This window comes from Pseudomonas sp. 2995-3 (genome assembly GCF_002742565.1).
Lineage (GTDB): Bacteria > Pseudomonadota > Gammaproteobacteria > Pseudomonadales > Pseudomonadaceae > Aquipseudomonas > Aquipseudomonas edaphica.
The window spans coordinates 489,703-504,600 of the sequence record NZ_LJSB01000157.1; the positions used below are offsets into that span (position 1 = coordinate 489,703).

Consider the following 14,898-nt stretch of genomic DNA (forward strand, 5'->3'; position numbering starts at 1 on the left):
GCTCTATTCAAGGGGTTACACGAACACGGTTGCTGGCAAATGTGATTGCAGGTTTCGTTTTCGTCCTTCGTGTGGTATAAAATGCGCCGCTTTCCGGGGATACCCCGCAAAGCTTAAATCCACACACGTGTCGACACGATGACCTGGGTGCCGGAGGCCTTGATGCCGCTGGTTGGTCATTGGGATACGTGGAGGCCAAACCCGACTTATTAAGGAACTATCATGTCCCAAGTCAACATGCGCGATATGCTGAAGGCCGGTGTGCACTTCGGTCACCAGACCCGTTACTGGAACCCGAAAATGGGTAAATACATTTTCGGCGCGCGTAACAAGATCCACATTATCAACCTTGAAAAAACCCTGCCAATGTTCAACGAAGCTCTGACTTTCGTAGAGCGTCTGGCCCAGGGCAAAAACAAGATCCTGTTCGTCGGCACCAAGCGTTCCGCTGGCAAGATCGTTGCTGAAGAAGCAGCACGTTGCGGTTCGCCGTACGTCGATCACCGCTGGTTGGGCGGCATGCTGACCAACTTCAAAACCATCCGTGCTTCCATCAAGCGTCTGCGTGACCTTGAAGTGCAAGCCGAAGACGGTACTTTCGCCAAGCTGACCAAGAAAGAAGCGCTGATGCGCTCCCGTGACCTGGAAAAGCTCGATCGTTCCCTGGGTGGTATCAAGGACATGGGCGGTCTGCCTGACGCACTGTTCGTTATCGACGTTGATCACGAGCGCATCGCGATCACCGAAGCCAACAAGCTGGGCATCCCTGTTATCGGCGTAGTCGATACCAACAGCAGCCCGGAAGGCGTTGACTACATCATCCCAGGCAACGATGACGCAATCCGCGCTATCCAGCTGTACATGGGTTCGATGGCTGACGCTGTAATCCGTGGTCGCAACCACGTTGCTGGTGGTACCGAGCAGTTCGTTGAAGAAGCTCCGGTAGCTGCCGCTGAGTAATTAGCGCCCTGGCGTTGACTCAGTAAGCAAAAAGGGGGCTTGGCCCCCTTTTTGCCACCTCGAAAACCATTTGTCGGCAGCGCAGCTACAACTTCTGTAACGTGCAGCGGCCTACAAGGGTGATTCGGGAAGAATTGATCGCCCGTTTGATCGGGTGGAATGGTTGAAAACCTATCCAAGAGGATTTTGAAATGGCAGAGATTACTGCAGCGTTGGTTAAAGAACTGCGTGAGCGTACCGGCGAAGGCATGATGGATTGCAAAAAGGCCTTGACCAAGGCTGGCGGCGACATCGAAAAAGCCATTGATGACATGCGTGCTTCCGGCGCCATCAAGGCTGCCAAGAAAGCAGGCAACGTTGCTGCTGAAGGCGCTATCGCTCTGGTTGAAGACGGCAAGGCTGCCGTTCTGCTGGAAGTGAACTCCCAGACCGACTTCCTGGCTCTGCAGGACGACTTCAAGGCATTCGTTGCTGCCAGCGTCAAGAAAGCATTCGACGACAAGCTCACTACCGTTGAGCCGTTGATCGAAGCTCAAGAAGCTGATCGCCTGGTACTGGTCGGCAAGGTTGGCGAAAACGTCAACATCCGTCGCCTGGCCCGCATTGAAGGCGATGTGGTTGGTGGTTACCTGCACGGTAACAAAATCGGCGTCGTGGTTGCCCTGAAAGGCGGCGACGTTGAGCTGGCAAAAGACATCGCTATGCACGTAGCGGCCAGCAACCCGGAATTCCTGCTGCCATCGGAAGTGTCCGCTGACGCAATCGAACGCGAAAAAGCCGTGTTCCTGAGCCTCAACGCTGACAAGATCGCCGGCAAGCCGGAAAACATCGTTGAAAACATGATCAAAGGCCGTATCAGCAAGTTCCTGGCTGAAGCGAGCCTGGTTGAGCAGGCGTTCGTCAAGAACCCTGAAATCAAGGTTGGCGAACTGGCCAAGAAAGCCGGTGCTGAAATCGTTTCCTTCACCTACTACAAAGTAGGCGAGGGCATCGAGAAGCCGGTCGACAACTTCGCTGAAGAAGTTGCTGCCCAGCTGGCTGCCGCCAAGCAATAAGACAGTTTTCAACTGTCGCCGAAAGAGGCTGCCCGCTCACGCGCGCAGCCTCTTTTCAAATGGGAAGGCCAATTTTTATTTGGCTTCCTTTCGGAACTGGCTTACAAAGCCGTGTTCCGATGGCGCTGTAATAGCGTCCAGCTAGAGTGAACGCAAGCCGTAAACGGCTCGCCAAGAATTTTTAAAAAATACGCCGCAGGAGAGATTCGCAATGGCTCAGCAGGGCAGTGGTTATCAGGCTCGCTATAAACGCATTCTACTCAAGCTCAGCGGCGAGGCCCTGATGGGCTCGGAAGAGTTCGGGATCGATCCCAAGGTGCTCGACCGCATGGCGCTCGAAGTCGGCCAACTGGTCGGCATCGGCGTTCAAGTCGGCCTGGTGATTGGCGGCGGTAACCTGTTCCGTGGCGCGGCACTGAGTGCTGCCGGTATGGACCGGGTCACTGGCGACCACATGGGCATGCTGGCCACTGTGATGAACGCCCTGGCCATGCGCGACGCCCTGGAGCGCGCCAATATCTCGGCCATCGTGATGTCGGCTATTTCCATGGTTGGCGTGACTGATCATTATGATCGTCGCAAAGCCATGCGCCACCTGAACGCCAAGGAAGTCGTGATCTTTGCCGCAGGCACGGGTAACCCGTTCTTCACGACCGATTCGGCTGCCTGCCTGCGTGCCATCGAAATCGATGCTGACGTGGTGCTCAAGGCCACCAAGGTAGACGGCGTCTATACTGCCGACCCATTCAAAGACCCGCATGCCGAGAAGTTCGATCATCTGACCTACGATGAAGTGCTGGATCGCAAGCTGGGTGTGATGGACCTGACGGCTATTTGCCTGTGCCGCGACCACAAGATGCCGCTGCGCGTATTTAACATGAACAAGCCCGGCGCCCTGCTGAACATCGTACACGGCGGCGCGGAAGGGACTCTGATCGAGGAAGGCCAACAATGATCAACGAAATCAAGAAAGACGCTCAAGAGCGTATGCAGAAATCCCTGGACTCTCTGAATCACGCATTTGGTCAGATCCGTACCGGCAAGGCCCACCCAAGCATTTTGGGTAGTGTGATGGTGCCGTACTACGGCGCAGATACCTCCATCACCCAGGTGGCCAACATCACCGTAAAAGACTCGCGCACCCTGCAAGTCGTGGCTTTTGAGCGCAACATGCTCGGCGCTGTCGACAAGGCCATCCAGAGCGCTGGCTTGAACCTCAACCCGACCAACCTGGGCGAGTTGTTGCTGATCTCCATGCCAGCCCTGACCGAAGAAACCCGTAAGGGCTTCACCAAGCAGGCGCGCAGCGCAGCTGAAGATGCGCGGGTTGCAGTGCGTAATATCCGCCGTGATGCGCTGGGCGACCTGAAGAAACTGGTCAAGGACAAAGAAATCAGCGAAGACGAAGAACGTCGCGCCGTCGCCGATATCGACAAGCTGACCAAAGATGCCGAGGCCCAGATCACCAAGGCTACGGAAGAGAAAGAAAAGGACCTGATGGCCGTATAAGGGGTCAGGACACCTTCATGGAAAAGACCAAGCAGACTGTGCCCTCTGTGGTGCCGCGCCATGTCGCGATCATCATGGACGGGAATAATCGCTGGGCGAAAAAACGCTTTATGCCGGGTGTCGCCGGGCATAAAGCGGGTGTCGATGCAGTGCGCGCGGTGATTGAGGTATGTGCCGAGGCCAAGGTCGAAGTGTTGACCCTGTTTGCCTTCTCCAGTGAGAACTGGCAACGGCCGGCCGAAGAAGTCAGCGCCTTGATGGACCTGTTCTTCAAGGCTTTGCGTCGTGAGGCCAAGCGCCTCAACGACAACAACATCAGCCTGCGTATCATCGGTGACCGTTCGCGGTTTCATCCGGAGCTGCAGGCGGCCATGCGCGAAGCTGAAGCCATCACCGCTGGCAGCAACCGTTTTGTACTGCAGATCGCGGCCAACTATGGCGGCCAGTGGGATATCGCCCAGGCCGCGCAGCGCCTGGCTCGCGAAGTACAGGCCGGGCACCTGCGGCCCGACGACATCACGCCCGAATTGTTGCAAACCTGCCTGGTGACCGGTGACCTGCCGTTGCCGGACCTGTGTATCCGCACCGGTGGCGAGCACCGCATCAGCAACTTCCTGTTGTGGCAGTTGGCCTACACCGAGCTGTACTTCTCCGACCTGTTCTGGCCGGACTTCAAACACGATGCCATGCGTAATGCACTGGCCGATTTCGCTTCCCGTCAGCGCCGCTTCGGTAAAACGAGCGAGCAGATCGAAGCTGGAGCCCGGGTTTAAATGCTTAAACAACGAATCATCACCGCACTGATCCTGCTGCCGATCGCCTTGTGTGGGTTTTTCCTGCTCGACGGTTCCGGCTTTGCGCTGTTTATCGGCGTGGTCGTGACCCTGGGTGCCTGGGAGTGGGCGCGTCTGGCGGGCTTTAATGCGCAATTGCCACGCGTGGTCTACGCCGCTGTTGTAGCGCTGTTGCTGTTTCTGATGCATACCCTGTCGAGCATCGTGGTGCCTTGGGTATTGGGCGCTGCGGTGCTGTGGTGGGCGCTCGCGACCTTCCTGGTGCTGACCTTTCCGCGCACCAGTGGCCATTGGTCCAGTGTTGCCAGCAAATTGGTGATTGGCTTGTTGATTTTGCTGCCGGCCTGGCAAGGCCTGGTGGAAATCAAGAATGCACCGAACGGCAACCTGCTGATCATGGCGGTGATGGGGTTGGTGTGGGGCGCCGATATTGGCGCCTACTTCTCTGGTCGCGCCTTCGGCAAGCGCAAGCTGGCCCCGGCTGTCAGTCCTGGCAAGAGCTGGGAAGGCGTCTACGGCGGCTTGGCGTTGACCTTGCTGATCACGCTCGTAGTGGGTGTTGTGCGCGACTGGTCGGTGAAGGAAATACTCCTGGCCCTGCTGGGTACGGCGGTCGTGGTGTTCATCTCGGTGGTGGGCGACCTGACTGAAAGCATGTTCAAGCGCCAGGCCGGGATCAAGGACAGCAGCAACCTGCTGCCGGGCCATGGCGGCGTGCTGGATCGTATCGATAGCCTTACCGCTGCTATCCCGATCTTTGCAGTGCTGTTGTGGATGACGGCTTCGTGAGCCGCCTGCAACAGGTGACCGTGCTGGGGGCAACCGGCTCGGTGGGGTTGAGCACCCTGGATGTGATCGCTCGCCATCCTGACCGTTATCAGGTGTTTGCCTTGACCGGGTTCACCCGTTTGGCCGAGCTGCTGGCCCTGTGCGTGCGTCATACGCCGCGCTTTGCCGTAGTGCCTGAAGTGGCGGCAGCACGTGGCTTGCAGCAACAGTTGCAGGCTGTCGGGCTGGCTACGCAGGTGCTGGTGGGTGAGGAAGGGCTGTGCCAGGTGTCGGCCGATGCCGAGGTAGACACCGTGGTGGCGGCCATCGTCGGCGCAGCGGGTTTGCGCCCGACGCTGGCAGCGGTGGGTGCTGGCAAGAAGATCCTGCTGGCCAATAAAGAAGCGCTGGTCATGTCCGGCACGTTCTTTATGCAGGCAGTACGCAAGAGCGGCGCAGTGTTGCTGCCCCTCGACAGTGAACACAACGCAATCTTCCAGTGCATGCCCGGTGATTTTGCCCGCGGCTTGAGCCAGGTGGGTGTACGACGGATTCTTCTTACGGCATCCGGTGGCCCGTTCCGGCAAACTCCACTGGCTGATCTGGAGCACGTGTCGCCTGATCAGGCCTGTGCACACCCGAACTGGTCCATGGGGCGCAAGATTTCCGTGGACTCGGCGAGCATGATGAACAAAGGCCTGGAGTTGATCGAGGCGTGCTGGTTGTTCGACGCTCGGCCGGATCAGGTTGAAGTGGTGATCCATCCGCAAAGTGTGATTCATTCCCTGGTCGACTATGTGGACGGCTCGGTGCTGGCGCAGTTGGGTAACCCGGACATGCGCACGCCGATCGCCAATGCCCTGGCCTGGCCGGAGCGGATTGACTCGGGGGTCGCGCCGTTGGACCTGTTCGCCGTTGCGCGCCTGGACTTCGAGGCGCCGGACGAACAACGCTTCCCGTGCCTGCGTTTGGCGCGGCAAGCAGCAGAGGCGGGCAACAGTGCGCCGGCGATGCTTAATGCGGCTAACGAGGTGGCTGTGGCGGCGTTTCTTGACGGGCGTATTCGCTTCCCGCAGATCCCGAGTATCATCGAGGAAGTTTTGAGCCTTGAGCCCGTTGTGGCAGTGGAAGATTTGGGTGCAGTGTTCGAGGCCGATGCAAAGGCCCGTGCCCTGGCCGAGCAATGGTTGAACCGCAACGCGCGTTAGCCTGTGGGCAGGTTTGAGCCTTCAGGCACTGGATTGGAATGCGGAGAAATTAGATGAGTGCGCTCTACATGATTGTCGGCACCCTGGTTGCTCTGGGTGTGCTGGTCACCTTCCACGAATTCGGCCACTTTTGGGTGGCGCGTCGTTGCGGCGTCAAGGTACTGCGCTTTTCCGTCGGTTTCGGCATGCCGTTGCTGCGTTGGCACGATCGTCGTGGCACCGAATTCGTAATTGCGGCCATTCCGCTGGGTGGCTACGTCAAAATGCTCGATGAGCGTGAAGGCGAAGTGCCGGCTGATCAATTGGACCAGTCCTTTAATCGCAAGACCGTTCGTCAGCGTATCGCGATTGTGGCTGCCGGTCCGATCGCCAACTTCCTCTTGGCGATGGTGTTCTTCTGGGTCTTGGCCATGATGGGCAGCCAGCAGGTGCGCCCGGTCATCGGCGCGGTCGAAGCGGACAGCATGGCGGCCAAGGCCGGCCTGGTCGCGGGGCAGGAAATTGTTTCCATTGATGGCGAACCGACCACAGGGTGGGGCGCGGTCAATTTACAGCTGGTACGCCGCATGGGTGAAAGCGGCACCATTAATGTGGTGGTGCGCGAACAGGATTCCACCGCCGAGACGCCTCGCGCCCTGGCCCTGGATCACTGGCTCAAGGGCGCAGATGAGCCTGATCCGATCAAGTCGCTGGGGATTCGGCCTTGGCGCCCGGCCTTGCCGCCGGTGCTGGCCGAGTTGGATCCGAAAGGCCCGGCGCAAGCCGCAGGTCTGAAAACCGGCGACCGTTTGTTGGCCCTTGATGGCCAGGCGCTGGGCGACTGGCAGCAAGTGGTTGATCTGGTGCGTGTACGCCCTGATACCAAAATTGTGCTGAAAGTTGAGCGCGATGGTGCTCAAATCGACGTCCCTGTGACCCTGGCGGTACGCGGGGAAGCCAAGGCCGCTGGGGGTTACCTGGGTGCCGGGGTGAAAGGTGTCGACTGGCCACCCTCGATGGTGCGGGAGGTCAGCTTCGGGCCGTTGGCGGCGATTGGCGAGGGTGCAAAACGCACTTGGACCATGAGTGTGCTGACCCTCGAATCGCTCAAGAAAATGTTGTTCGGCGAGCTCTCGGTAAAAAACTTGAGTGGACCGATAACCATTGCTAAAGTGGCGGGCGCTTCTGCCCAGTCGGGTGTCGCGGATTTCCTGAATTTCCTGGCTTATCTGAGTATTAGCCTTGGAGTTCTGAATTTGCTGCCCATTCCAGTATTGGATGGGGGGCATCTGTTGTTTTATCTGGTCGAGTGGGTGCGTGGTCGCCCCTTGTCGGATCGGGTGCAGGGTTGGGGGATACAGATCGGTATCAGTTTGGTGGTTGGAGTGATGTTGTTAGCTCTGGTCAACGATCTGGGACGACTGTAACGCTTCGCTGAATTGCGAATCTGCCGCATTTTGCGGCAGTTTGTTTATTGCCAGTTGGAATAAGAAAGGACTTCATGAAACGTCTGCTGCTAACTGCGGTTCTCACCGTATTGATGATCGCCGAAGTTCACGCCGAGTCCTTCACTATCTCCGATATTCGCGTCAACGGCCTCCAGCGGGTTTCCGCCGGTAGCGTCTTTGGTGCCTTGCCGTTGAACGTCGGGGAACAGGCGGATGATCGTCGCCTGGTGGAATCCACTCGTGCGCTGTTCAAAACCGGGTTCTTTCAAGATATCCAACTGGGTCGCGAAGGTAACGTCCTGGTCATCACTGTCGTTGAGCGACCTTCCGTCGCCAGTATCGAGATCGAGGGTAACAAGGCGATCTCCACTGAAGACTTGATGAAGGGTCTCAAGCAATCCGGCCTGGCCGAAGGCGAGATCTTCCAGCGCGCCACCCTCGAGGGTGTGCGTAACGAACTGCAACGTCAGTACGTCGCCCAGGGTCGCTATTCCGCGTCCGTGGAAACCGAAGTGATTCCGCAGCCTCGTAACCGTGTTGGCCTCAAGGTCAAGATCAACGAAGGCACCGTGGCGGCGATCCAGCACATCAACGTGGTGGGTAACACCAAGTTTGCTGATGACGACCTGATCGACCTGTTCGAACTCAAGACCACCAACTGGCTGTCGTTCTTCAAGAACGATGACAAGTACGCCCGTGAAAAACTCTCCGGTGACCTGGAACGTCTGCGTTCCTACTACCTGGACCGTGGCTATATCAACATGGATATCGCTTCGACCCAGGTGTCCATCACCCCGGACAAGAAACACGTCTACATCACCGTCAACGTCAACGAAGGTGAGAAATACACCGTGCGTGACGTCAAGCTCAGCGGCGACCTGAAAGTCCCTGAAGACCAGGTGAAGTCGCTGTTGCTGGTGCAGAAAGACCAGGTGTTCTCGCGCAAGCTGATGACCACCACGTCCGAACTGATCACCCGTCGCCTGGGTAACGAAGGCTATACCTTCGCCAACGTCAACGGCGTGCCGACCCCGCACGACGAAGACCACACCGTGGACATCACCTTCGTTGTCGACCCAGGCAAGCGTGCCTACGTGAACCGCATCAACTTCCGTGGCAACACCAAGTCTGCGGACGAAGTGCTGCGTCGTGAGATGCGTCAGATGGAAGGTGGCTGGGCGTCGACTTACCTGATCGACCAGTCCAAGACCCGTCTTGAGCGCCTGGGCTTCTTTAAGGAAGTCAACGTCGAAACCCCGGCCGTACCGGGTGTGGACGACCAGGTTGACGTGAACTACGCCGTTGAAGAACAAGCCTCGGGTTCGATCACTGCCAGCGTCGGTTTTGCACAGAGTGCCGGTCTGATCCTCGGTGGTTCGATCACCCAGAACAACTTCCTCGGTACCGGTAACAAGGTCTCCATCGGCCTGACCCGAAGCGAATACCAGAGCCGCTATAGCTTCGGTTATGTCGACCCCTACTGGACAGCTGACGGTGTGAGCCTGGGCTACAACGCCTTCTATCGCACCACCGACTACAAAGACCTGAACGTTGACGTTGCCAGCTACGCGATCGACAGCCTCGGCGCCGGTGTCAACATCGGTTACCCGATCAGTGAGACTTCGCGTCTGACCTTCGGTTTTACTGCGCAACAGGACAAAATCAAGACCGGTGTGTACACCACGGATGAGATTTTCGACTTCGTGCGCCGTGAAGGTGACCAGTTCCTGAACTTCAAGGCGTCGGTTGGCTGGTCGGAATCGACCCTGAACAAAGGTGTACTGGCGACACGTGGCCATTCCCAAAGTCTGACTGCGGAAGCCACCACGCCGGGCAGCGACCTGTCGTTCTTCAAGCTCGACTACCGTGGCCAGTTGTTCCAGCCGCTGAGCGACAACTACACCGTGCGCCTGCACACCGAATTGGGTTATGGCGACGGTTATGGTTCGACCAGTGGTCTGCCGTTCTATGAGAACTACTATGCAGGCGGTTTCAACTCGGTTCGTGGCTTCAAGGACAGTACCTTGGGCCCACGTGGTACGCCGAGTCGTGGTCAAGGCGTAACCGGTAACCAAGGCACGCTTGCTGACTCCAACAATGACGCTCTGGCATTCGGTGGTAACGTACTGATCCAAGGTGGTGCCGAGCTTCTGTTCCCGCTGCCATTCGTCAAGGATCAGCGTTCGCTGCGTACTTCGGTCTTTTGGGACGTAGGTAACGTGTTCGACTCCAAGTGCCAACAGGTCAACAACCCGGCTCCTGTTCCTGGTCCTGGTTCTGTGTCCCAAACCCAGTGCAACGACGTCAGCTTGAGCAACCTCGCCAGCTCCGTAGGTGTTGGCGTGACGTGGGTGACTGCACTTGGCCCATTGAGCTTTGCTCTGGCCATGCCGATCAAGAAACCGGATAACGCTGAAACCCAGATTTTCCAATTCTCCCTCGGCCAGACGTTCTAAGCGTCTGACCCAAGATAACGACAACGGATTCTGTAGGAGTACATCGTGCGTAAGTTGACTCAATTGGTTCTGCTGGCCACCGTGCTGGTAACCACCCCGGCCTTCGCCGAAATGAAAATCGCCGTCCTGAACTATCAGATGGCCCTGCTGGAATCCGACGCGGCCAAGCGTTACGCCGTGGATGCCGAGAAGAAGTTCGGTCCGCAACTGACCAAGCTCAAGACTCTGGAAAGCAGTGCCAAGGGTATCCAGGATCGTCTGGTAGCCGGTGGCGACAAAATGCAGCAAGGCGAGCGTGAGCGTCTGGAGCTTGAATTCAAGCAAAAGGCCCGCGACTACCAGTTCCAGTCCAAGGAGCTGAACGAAGCCAAAGCCGTTGCTGACCGTGAAATGCTCAAGCAGCTCAAGCCTAAGCTCGACAGCGCCGTGGAAGAAGTCATCAAGAAAGGTGCCTTTGACCTGGTGTTCGAGCGCGGCGCCGTGATTGACGTCAAGCCTCAATACGACATCACCCGCCAGGTGATCGAGCGCATGAACCAGCTGAAGTAAGCCATGACCGCGACTATCAAGCTCGGCGAGTTGGCCGAGTTCCTGGGGGCCACCTTGCGTGGCTCCAAGGAGAAAGAAATTACTGGGCTAGCCACCTTGCAGGAGGCTGGCCCAGCTCAGTTGAGCTTCCTCGCAAATCCCCAATACCGTAAATACCTGGTCGACAGCCAAGCCGCAGCCGTGTTGCTGAAGGCCGCTGACGCCGAAGGGTTTACCGGGGATGCGCTGGTGGTTGCCGACCCTTACCTGGCGTATGCCCGGGCGTCGCACCTGTTCGATCCGAAACCCAGGGCGGCGGCTGGTATTCACCCGTCGGCCGTGATTGCCGATGATGCCCAGGTTGACCCTGCGGCCAGCATTGGCGCGTTTGCCGTGATCGAGAGTGGTGCGCGCATTGCTGCCGGTGTCACGGTGGGGGCTCATTGCTTTATCGGTGCGCGCTGCGAAATCGGCGCCGATGGTTGGCTGGCGCCTCGCGTCACCCTTTACCACGACGTGCGTATTGGTGAGCGGGTTGTCATTCAGTCAGGCGCAGTGATCGGTGGCGAAGGTTTCGGTTTTGCCAACGCCAAAGGCATCTGGCACAAAATTGCCCAGGTCGGCGGCGTATTGATCGGCGACGACGTGGAAATCGGTGTCAACACCGCTGTGGATCGCGGGGCCTTGGCCGATACCGTACTCGGTAACGGCGTGAAGCTCGACAACCAGATCCAGATCGCCCACAACGTGCAGATTGGCGATCACACCGCCATGGCGGCGTGCGTGGGTATCTCCGGCAGTACCAAGATCGGCAAGCATTGCATGCTCGCCGGTGGCGTTGGGCTGGTGGGGCATATTGAAGTTTGCGACAACGTCTTCATCACCGGCATGACCATGGTGACCCACTCGATTACCGAGCCGGGTGCCTACTCTTCCGGTACGGCCATGCAGCCTGCGGCTGAATGGCGAAAAAGTGCGGCACGTTTGCGCAAGATCGACGACATGGCCCGACGCCTCAAGCAGGTCGAAAAGCGTGTCGAGGACGTGACCCCTGGCGGTAATGCTTCATCAGAAGGCTGATACCATTTCCATATCAAGTGTGCACAGCCGCTAGACTGCCTCCTTGATTTGCTAGCGGGGCGTGCGTTTAGTTCGCCCGCCCCCAATCTTTATTACAGGCTTCCCCCCGAAATGATGGACATCAACGAGATTCGCGAATACCTGCCTCACCGTTACCCGTTCCTGCTGGTGGACCGTGTAGTGGACCTCAATGTCGAGGAAAAGCGCATTCGTGCCTACAAGAATGTCAGCATCAACGAACCGTTCTTCAATGGTCACTTCCCCGCGCATCCGATCATGCCGGGCGTGCTGATTATCGAAGCGATGGCCCAGGCTGCCGGTATCCTTGGTTTCAAAATGCTCGACCTCAAGCCTGCCGACGGCACGCTTTACTATTTCGTGGGCTCCGACAAACTGCGCTTTCGCAACCCGGTCACTCCGGGTGACCAGTTGATCCTGGAAGCCAAGTTCATCAGCTGCAAGCGCCAGATCTGGAAGTTCGAATGCCAGGCCTCGGTGGACGGCAAGCCGGTGTGTTCCGCTGAGATCATCTGTGCGGAACGCAAACTATGAGTTTGATTGACCCTCGCGCAATCATCGATCCGTCGGCCGTTCTGGCCGCCGACGTTGAGGTCGGCCCTTGGTCGATCATCGGCGCAGGTGTTGAAATCGGCGAGGGGACTGTCATCGGGCCACACGTGATCCTCAAAGGTCCGACCCGCATTGGCAAACACAATCGTATCTACCAGTTTTCCTCGGTAGGCGAAGACACCCCGGACATGAAGTACAAGGGTGAAGAAACACGCCTGGTAATCGGTGATCACAACATCATCCGTGAAGGTGTGACCATTCACCGTGGCACTGTGCAGGATCGTGCCGAAACCACGCTGGGTGATCACAATCTGATCATGGCCTATGCGCATATCGGCCATGACAGTGTGATCGGCAACCATTGCATCCTGGTCAACAACACGGCGCTGGCCGGCCATGTGCACGTTGACGATTGGGCGATCCTGTCCGGCTTCACCCTGGTCCACCAGTACTGCCATATCGGCGCCCACAGCTTTTCCGGCATGGGCACAGCGATTGGCAAGGATGTTCCGGCATTTGTCACGGTGTTCGGCAACCCTGCCGAAGCCCGCAGCATGAACTTCGAAGGCATGCGCCGTCGCGGTTTCAGTGAAGACGCGATTCACGCTCTGCGCCGCGCCTATAAGACGGTTTACCGTCAGGGGCTGACGGTTGAGCAGGCACTGACTGAACTGACCGAGCCAGCAGCGTTGTTCCCGGAAGTCGCGGTGTTCCGCGACTCTATCCAGGCATCGACGCGCGGCATCACCCGCTGATCATGGCTACTCTGCGTATTGCGCTGGTGGCCGGTGAAGCTTCCGGCGATATCCTGGGCGCTGGGCTGATGCGGGCGCTCAAGGCCCAGCATCCAGCGGTGGAGTTTATTGGCGTGGGCGGCCCGCTCATGCAGGCCGAAGGTCTGACATCCTACTTTCCCATGGAGCGCCTGTCGGTCATGGGGCTGGTGGAGGTGCTGGGCCGCCTGCGTGAGTTGCTGGCACGCCGCAAGCTGCTGATTCAAACCCTGATCGAAGAAAAGCCCGACGTCTTTATTGGCATCGATGCGCCGGACTTCACCCTCAATATCGAACTCAAGTTGCGTCAGGCCGGCATCAAGACCGTGCATTACGTCAGCCCGTCCGTATGGGCGTGGCGGCAGAAGCGTGTGCTGAAGATCCGCGAAGGCTGCGACTTGATGCTGACCTTGCTGCCGTTCGAAGCCAGGTTCTACGAAGAGAAGGGCGTACCGGTGCGGTTTGTCGGGCATACCTTGGCCGACACCATCCCGCTACAAGCTGACCGCGCCGCCGCGCGCGCCCAGCTGGGCTTGCCTGACGGTCCGCTGGTGGCATTGATGCCAGGCAGTCGTGGCGGCGAAGTCGGGCGTCTGGCCAGTGTGTTTTTCGAGGCTGCCGAACGCCTTCAAGCCCTGAAGCCAGGCGTGCGTTTCGTATTACCTTGCGCCAGCCCGCAACGGCGTGCGCAAATCGAGACGTTGCTCGAAGGCCGCAATCTGCCGTTGACCTTGCTCGACGGCCAGTCGCACCTGGCTCTAGCCGCCTGTGATGCGGTATTGATTGCCTCGGGCACCGCGACCCTGGAGGCGCTGCTGTACAAGCGCCCGATGGTCGTGGCTTATCGCCTGGCGCCGCTGACGTTCTGGATTCTCAAGCGCATGGTCAAGAGCCCTTACATCTCCTTGCCTAACCTGCTGGCCCAACGCCTGCTGGTGCCGGAGTTGTTGCAGGACGATGCAACGCCCGAAGCCTTGGCACAAACCCTACTACCCTTGATCGACGGCGGCGAAGAGCAGACCCGTGGTTTTGACGACATCCACCGCACCCTGCGGCGTGATGCATCGAACCAGGCGGCTGATGCCGTACTGACCTTGATCGGGCAAAAACAGGACGCTTTATGACCACGCAAATGGGCCTGGATTTCAGTCTGGTCGCACACGCCGACGCACTGGTCGCCGGTGTTGATGAAGTGGGGCGTGGCCCGTTGTGTGGCGCGGTGGTGACGGCGGCGGTGATCCTCGACCCAAATCGCCCGATCCTCGGTCTCAATGACTCGAAAAAACTCACCGAAGCGCGCCGTGAAAAGCTCTACGACGAGATCTGCGAAAAAGCGTTGAGCTGGCACATCGCCCGGGCCGAAGTCGAAGAGATCGATGAGCTGAACATCCTTCACGCCACCATGCTGGCCATGCAGCGCGCCGTCGAAGGGCTGCACATCACACCGAAAATGGCGATGATCGACGGCAACCGCTGCCCCAAACTGGCGATGCCTTCAGAAGCCGTGGTCAAGGGGGATAGCAAGGTCCCGGCGATTGCCGCCGCCTCGATCCTGGCCAAAGTCAGCCGCGACCGCGAAATGGCGGCGTTTGAATTGATCTATCCGGGCTACGGCATCGGTGGTCATAAAGGTTACCCGACGCCCGTTCATCTGGAAGCCTTGGCTCGCCTGGGCCCGACGCCGATCCACCGTCGTTCGTTCGCCCCGGTTCGTCAGGCTTACGAGGCGCGTGAGAGTCTCAGCGAGGTTTAGTCGCGAGGCTGATGTTT

General features: G+C 58.4%; 15 protein-coding genes. All 15 read left to right on the plus strand.

The features are described 5' to 3' along the window. Window positions 1-222 precede the first annotated feature (222 nt). The 15 genes from rpsB (at window position 223) to rnhB (ending at window position 14,881) form a co-directional block, all read left to right on the plus strand. Window positions 223-960, plus strand: a complete 738-nt coding sequence (gene rpsB, locus AOA62_RS09890; RefSeq protein WP_003189158.1) for a 30S ribosomal protein S2 — start codon at window positions 223-225, stop codon at window positions 958-960. Between the two features lie 191 nt (window positions 961-1,151). Next, window positions 1,152-2,015, plus strand: coding sequence for a translation elongation factor Ts (gene tsf, locus AOA62_RS09895; RefSeq protein WP_053254736.1), 864 nt, complete (start codon window positions 1,152-1,154; stop codon window positions 2,013-2,015). Between the two features lie 211 nt (window positions 2,016-2,226). Then, entirely contained in the window at window positions 2,227-2,970 is a 744-nt protein-coding gene (gene pyrH / locus AOA62_RS09900; protein ID WP_003172271.1) for a UMP kinase, read from the plus strand. Next, entirely contained in the window at window positions 2,967-3,524 is a 558-nt protein-coding gene (frr, locus tag AOA62_RS09905) for a ribosome recycling factor (protein ID WP_049709667.1), read from the plus strand. Before pyrH ends, frr begins: the two co-directional genes overlap by 4 nt. A 17-nt stretch (window positions 3,525-3,541) precedes the next feature. Continuing rightward, window positions 3,542-4,297, plus strand: a complete 756-nt coding sequence (gene uppS / locus AOA62_RS09910; RefSeq protein WP_017137143.1) for a polyprenyl diphosphate synthase — start codon at window positions 3,542-3,544, stop codon at window positions 4,295-4,297. Further along, the gene (locus AOA62_RS09915; RefSeq protein WP_099548554.1) at window positions 4,298-5,107 is read left to right on the plus strand and encodes a phosphatidate cytidylyltransferase; all 810 of its coding nucleotides are present in this window, start codon (window positions 4,298-4,300) and stop codon (window positions 5,105-5,107) included. After that, on the plus strand, window positions 5,104-6,294 hold the full coding sequence (gene ispC, locus AOA62_RS09920; protein ID WP_099548696.1) for a 1-deoxy-D-xylulose-5-phosphate reductoisomerase: 1,191 nt from the start codon (window positions 5,104-5,106) through the stop codon (window positions 6,292-6,294). Before AOA62_RS09915 ends, ispC begins: the two co-directional genes overlap by 4 nt. A 53-nt stretch (window positions 6,295-6,347) precedes the next feature. Beyond that, window positions 6,348-7,700, plus strand: coding sequence for a sigma E protease regulator RseP (rseP, locus tag AOA62_RS09925; RefSeq protein ID WP_017137146.1), 1,353 nt, complete (start codon window positions 6,348-6,350; stop codon window positions 7,698-7,700). 74 nt (window positions 7,701-7,774) lie between these two features. Then, the gene (gene bamA, locus AOA62_RS09930; protein WP_099548555.1) at window positions 7,775-10,177 is read left to right on the plus strand and encodes an outer membrane protein assembly factor BamA; all 2,403 of its coding nucleotides are present in this window, start codon (window positions 7,775-7,777) and stop codon (window positions 10,175-10,177) included. Window positions 10,178-10,222: 45 nt separating this feature from the next. Further along, window positions 10,223-10,726, plus strand: coding sequence for an OmpH family outer membrane protein (locus tag AOA62_RS09935; protein WP_003189173.1), 504 nt, complete (start codon window positions 10,223-10,225; stop codon window positions 10,724-10,726). A 3-nt stretch (window positions 10,727-10,729) separates the two neighbouring features. Further along, window positions 10,730-11,785, plus strand: a complete 1,056-nt coding sequence (lpxD, locus tag AOA62_RS09940; protein WP_099548556.1) for a UDP-3-O-(3-hydroxymyristoyl)glucosamine N-acyltransferase — start codon at window positions 10,730-10,732, stop codon at window positions 11,783-11,785. Between the two features lie 111 nt (window positions 11,786-11,896). Then, window positions 11,897-12,337 (plus strand): 3-hydroxyacyl-ACP dehydratase FabZ, encoded by a 441-nt coding sequence (gene fabZ / locus AOA62_RS09945; RefSeq protein WP_003172281.1) that lies wholly within the window; start codon window positions 11,897-11,899, stop codon window positions 12,335-12,337. Next, window positions 12,334-13,110, plus strand: coding sequence for an acyl-ACP--UDP-N-acetylglucosamine O-acyltransferase (lpxA, locus tag AOA62_RS09950; RefSeq protein WP_017137149.1), 777 nt, complete (start codon window positions 12,334-12,336; stop codon window positions 13,108-13,110). The genes fabZ and lpxA overlap by 4 nt, the downstream gene beginning before the upstream one ends. Before the next feature lie 2 nt (window positions 13,111-13,112). Further along, window positions 13,113-14,252: a lipid-A-disaccharide synthase gene (gene lpxB, locus AOA62_RS09955; RefSeq protein ID WP_099548557.1), complete on the plus strand. Its 1,140-nt coding sequence runs from the start codon at window positions 13,113-13,115 to the stop codon at window positions 14,250-14,252. Continuing rightward, window positions 14,249-14,881, plus strand: a complete 633-nt coding sequence (gene rnhB / locus AOA62_RS09960) for a ribonuclease HII (protein ID WP_017137151.1) — start codon at window positions 14,249-14,251, stop codon at window positions 14,879-14,881. The genes lpxB and rnhB overlap by 4 nt, the downstream gene beginning before the upstream one ends. Window positions 14,882-14,898 lie beyond the last annotated feature (17 nt).

Bases quoted from the DNA above. Each gene is read 5' to 3' on its own strand.
- rpsB (WP_003189158.1), top strand. From the start codon at position 223: ATGTCCCAAGTCAACATGCGCGATATGCTGAAGGCCGGTGTGCACTTC.
- tsf (WP_053254736.1), top strand. From the start codon at position 1,152: ATGGCAGAGATTACTGCAGCGTTGGTTAAAGAACTGCGTGAGCGTACC.
- pyrH (WP_003172271.1), top strand. From the start codon at position 2,227: ATGGCTCAGCAGGGCAGTGGTTATCAGGCTCGCTATAAACGCATTCTA.
- frr (WP_049709667.1), top strand. From the start codon at position 2,967: ATGATCAACGAAATCAAGAAAGACGCTCAAGAGCGTATGCAGAAATCC.
- uppS (WP_017137143.1), top strand. From the start codon at position 3,542: ATGGAAAAGACCAAGCAGACTGTGCCCTCTGTGGTGCCGCGCCATGTC.
- AOA62_RS09915 (WP_099548554.1), top strand. From the start codon at position 4,298: ATGCTTAAACAACGAATCATCACCGCACTGATCCTGCTGCCGATCGCC.
- rseP (WP_017137146.1), top strand. From the start codon at position 6,348: ATGAGTGCGCTCTACATGATTGTCGGCACCCTGGTTGCTCTGGGTGTG.
- bamA (WP_099548555.1), top strand. From the start codon at position 7,775: ATGAAACGTCTGCTGCTAACTGCGGTTCTCACCGTATTGATGATCGCC.
- lpxD (WP_099548556.1), top strand. From the start codon at position 10,730: ATGACCGCGACTATCAAGCTCGGCGAGTTGGCCGAGTTCCTGGGGGCC.
- fabZ (WP_003172281.1), top strand. From the start codon at position 11,897: ATGATGGACATCAACGAGATTCGCGAATACCTGCCTCACCGTTACCCG.
- lpxA (WP_017137149.1), top strand. From the start codon at position 12,334: ATGAGTTTGATTGACCCTCGCGCAATCATCGATCCGTCGGCCGTTCTG.
- lpxB (WP_099548557.1), top strand. From the start codon at position 13,113: ATGGCTACTCTGCGTATTGCGCTGGTGGCCGGTGAAGCTTCCGGCGAT.
- rnhB (WP_017137151.1), top strand. From the start codon at position 14,249: ATGACCACGCAAATGGGCCTGGATTTCAGTCTGGTCGCACACGCCGAC.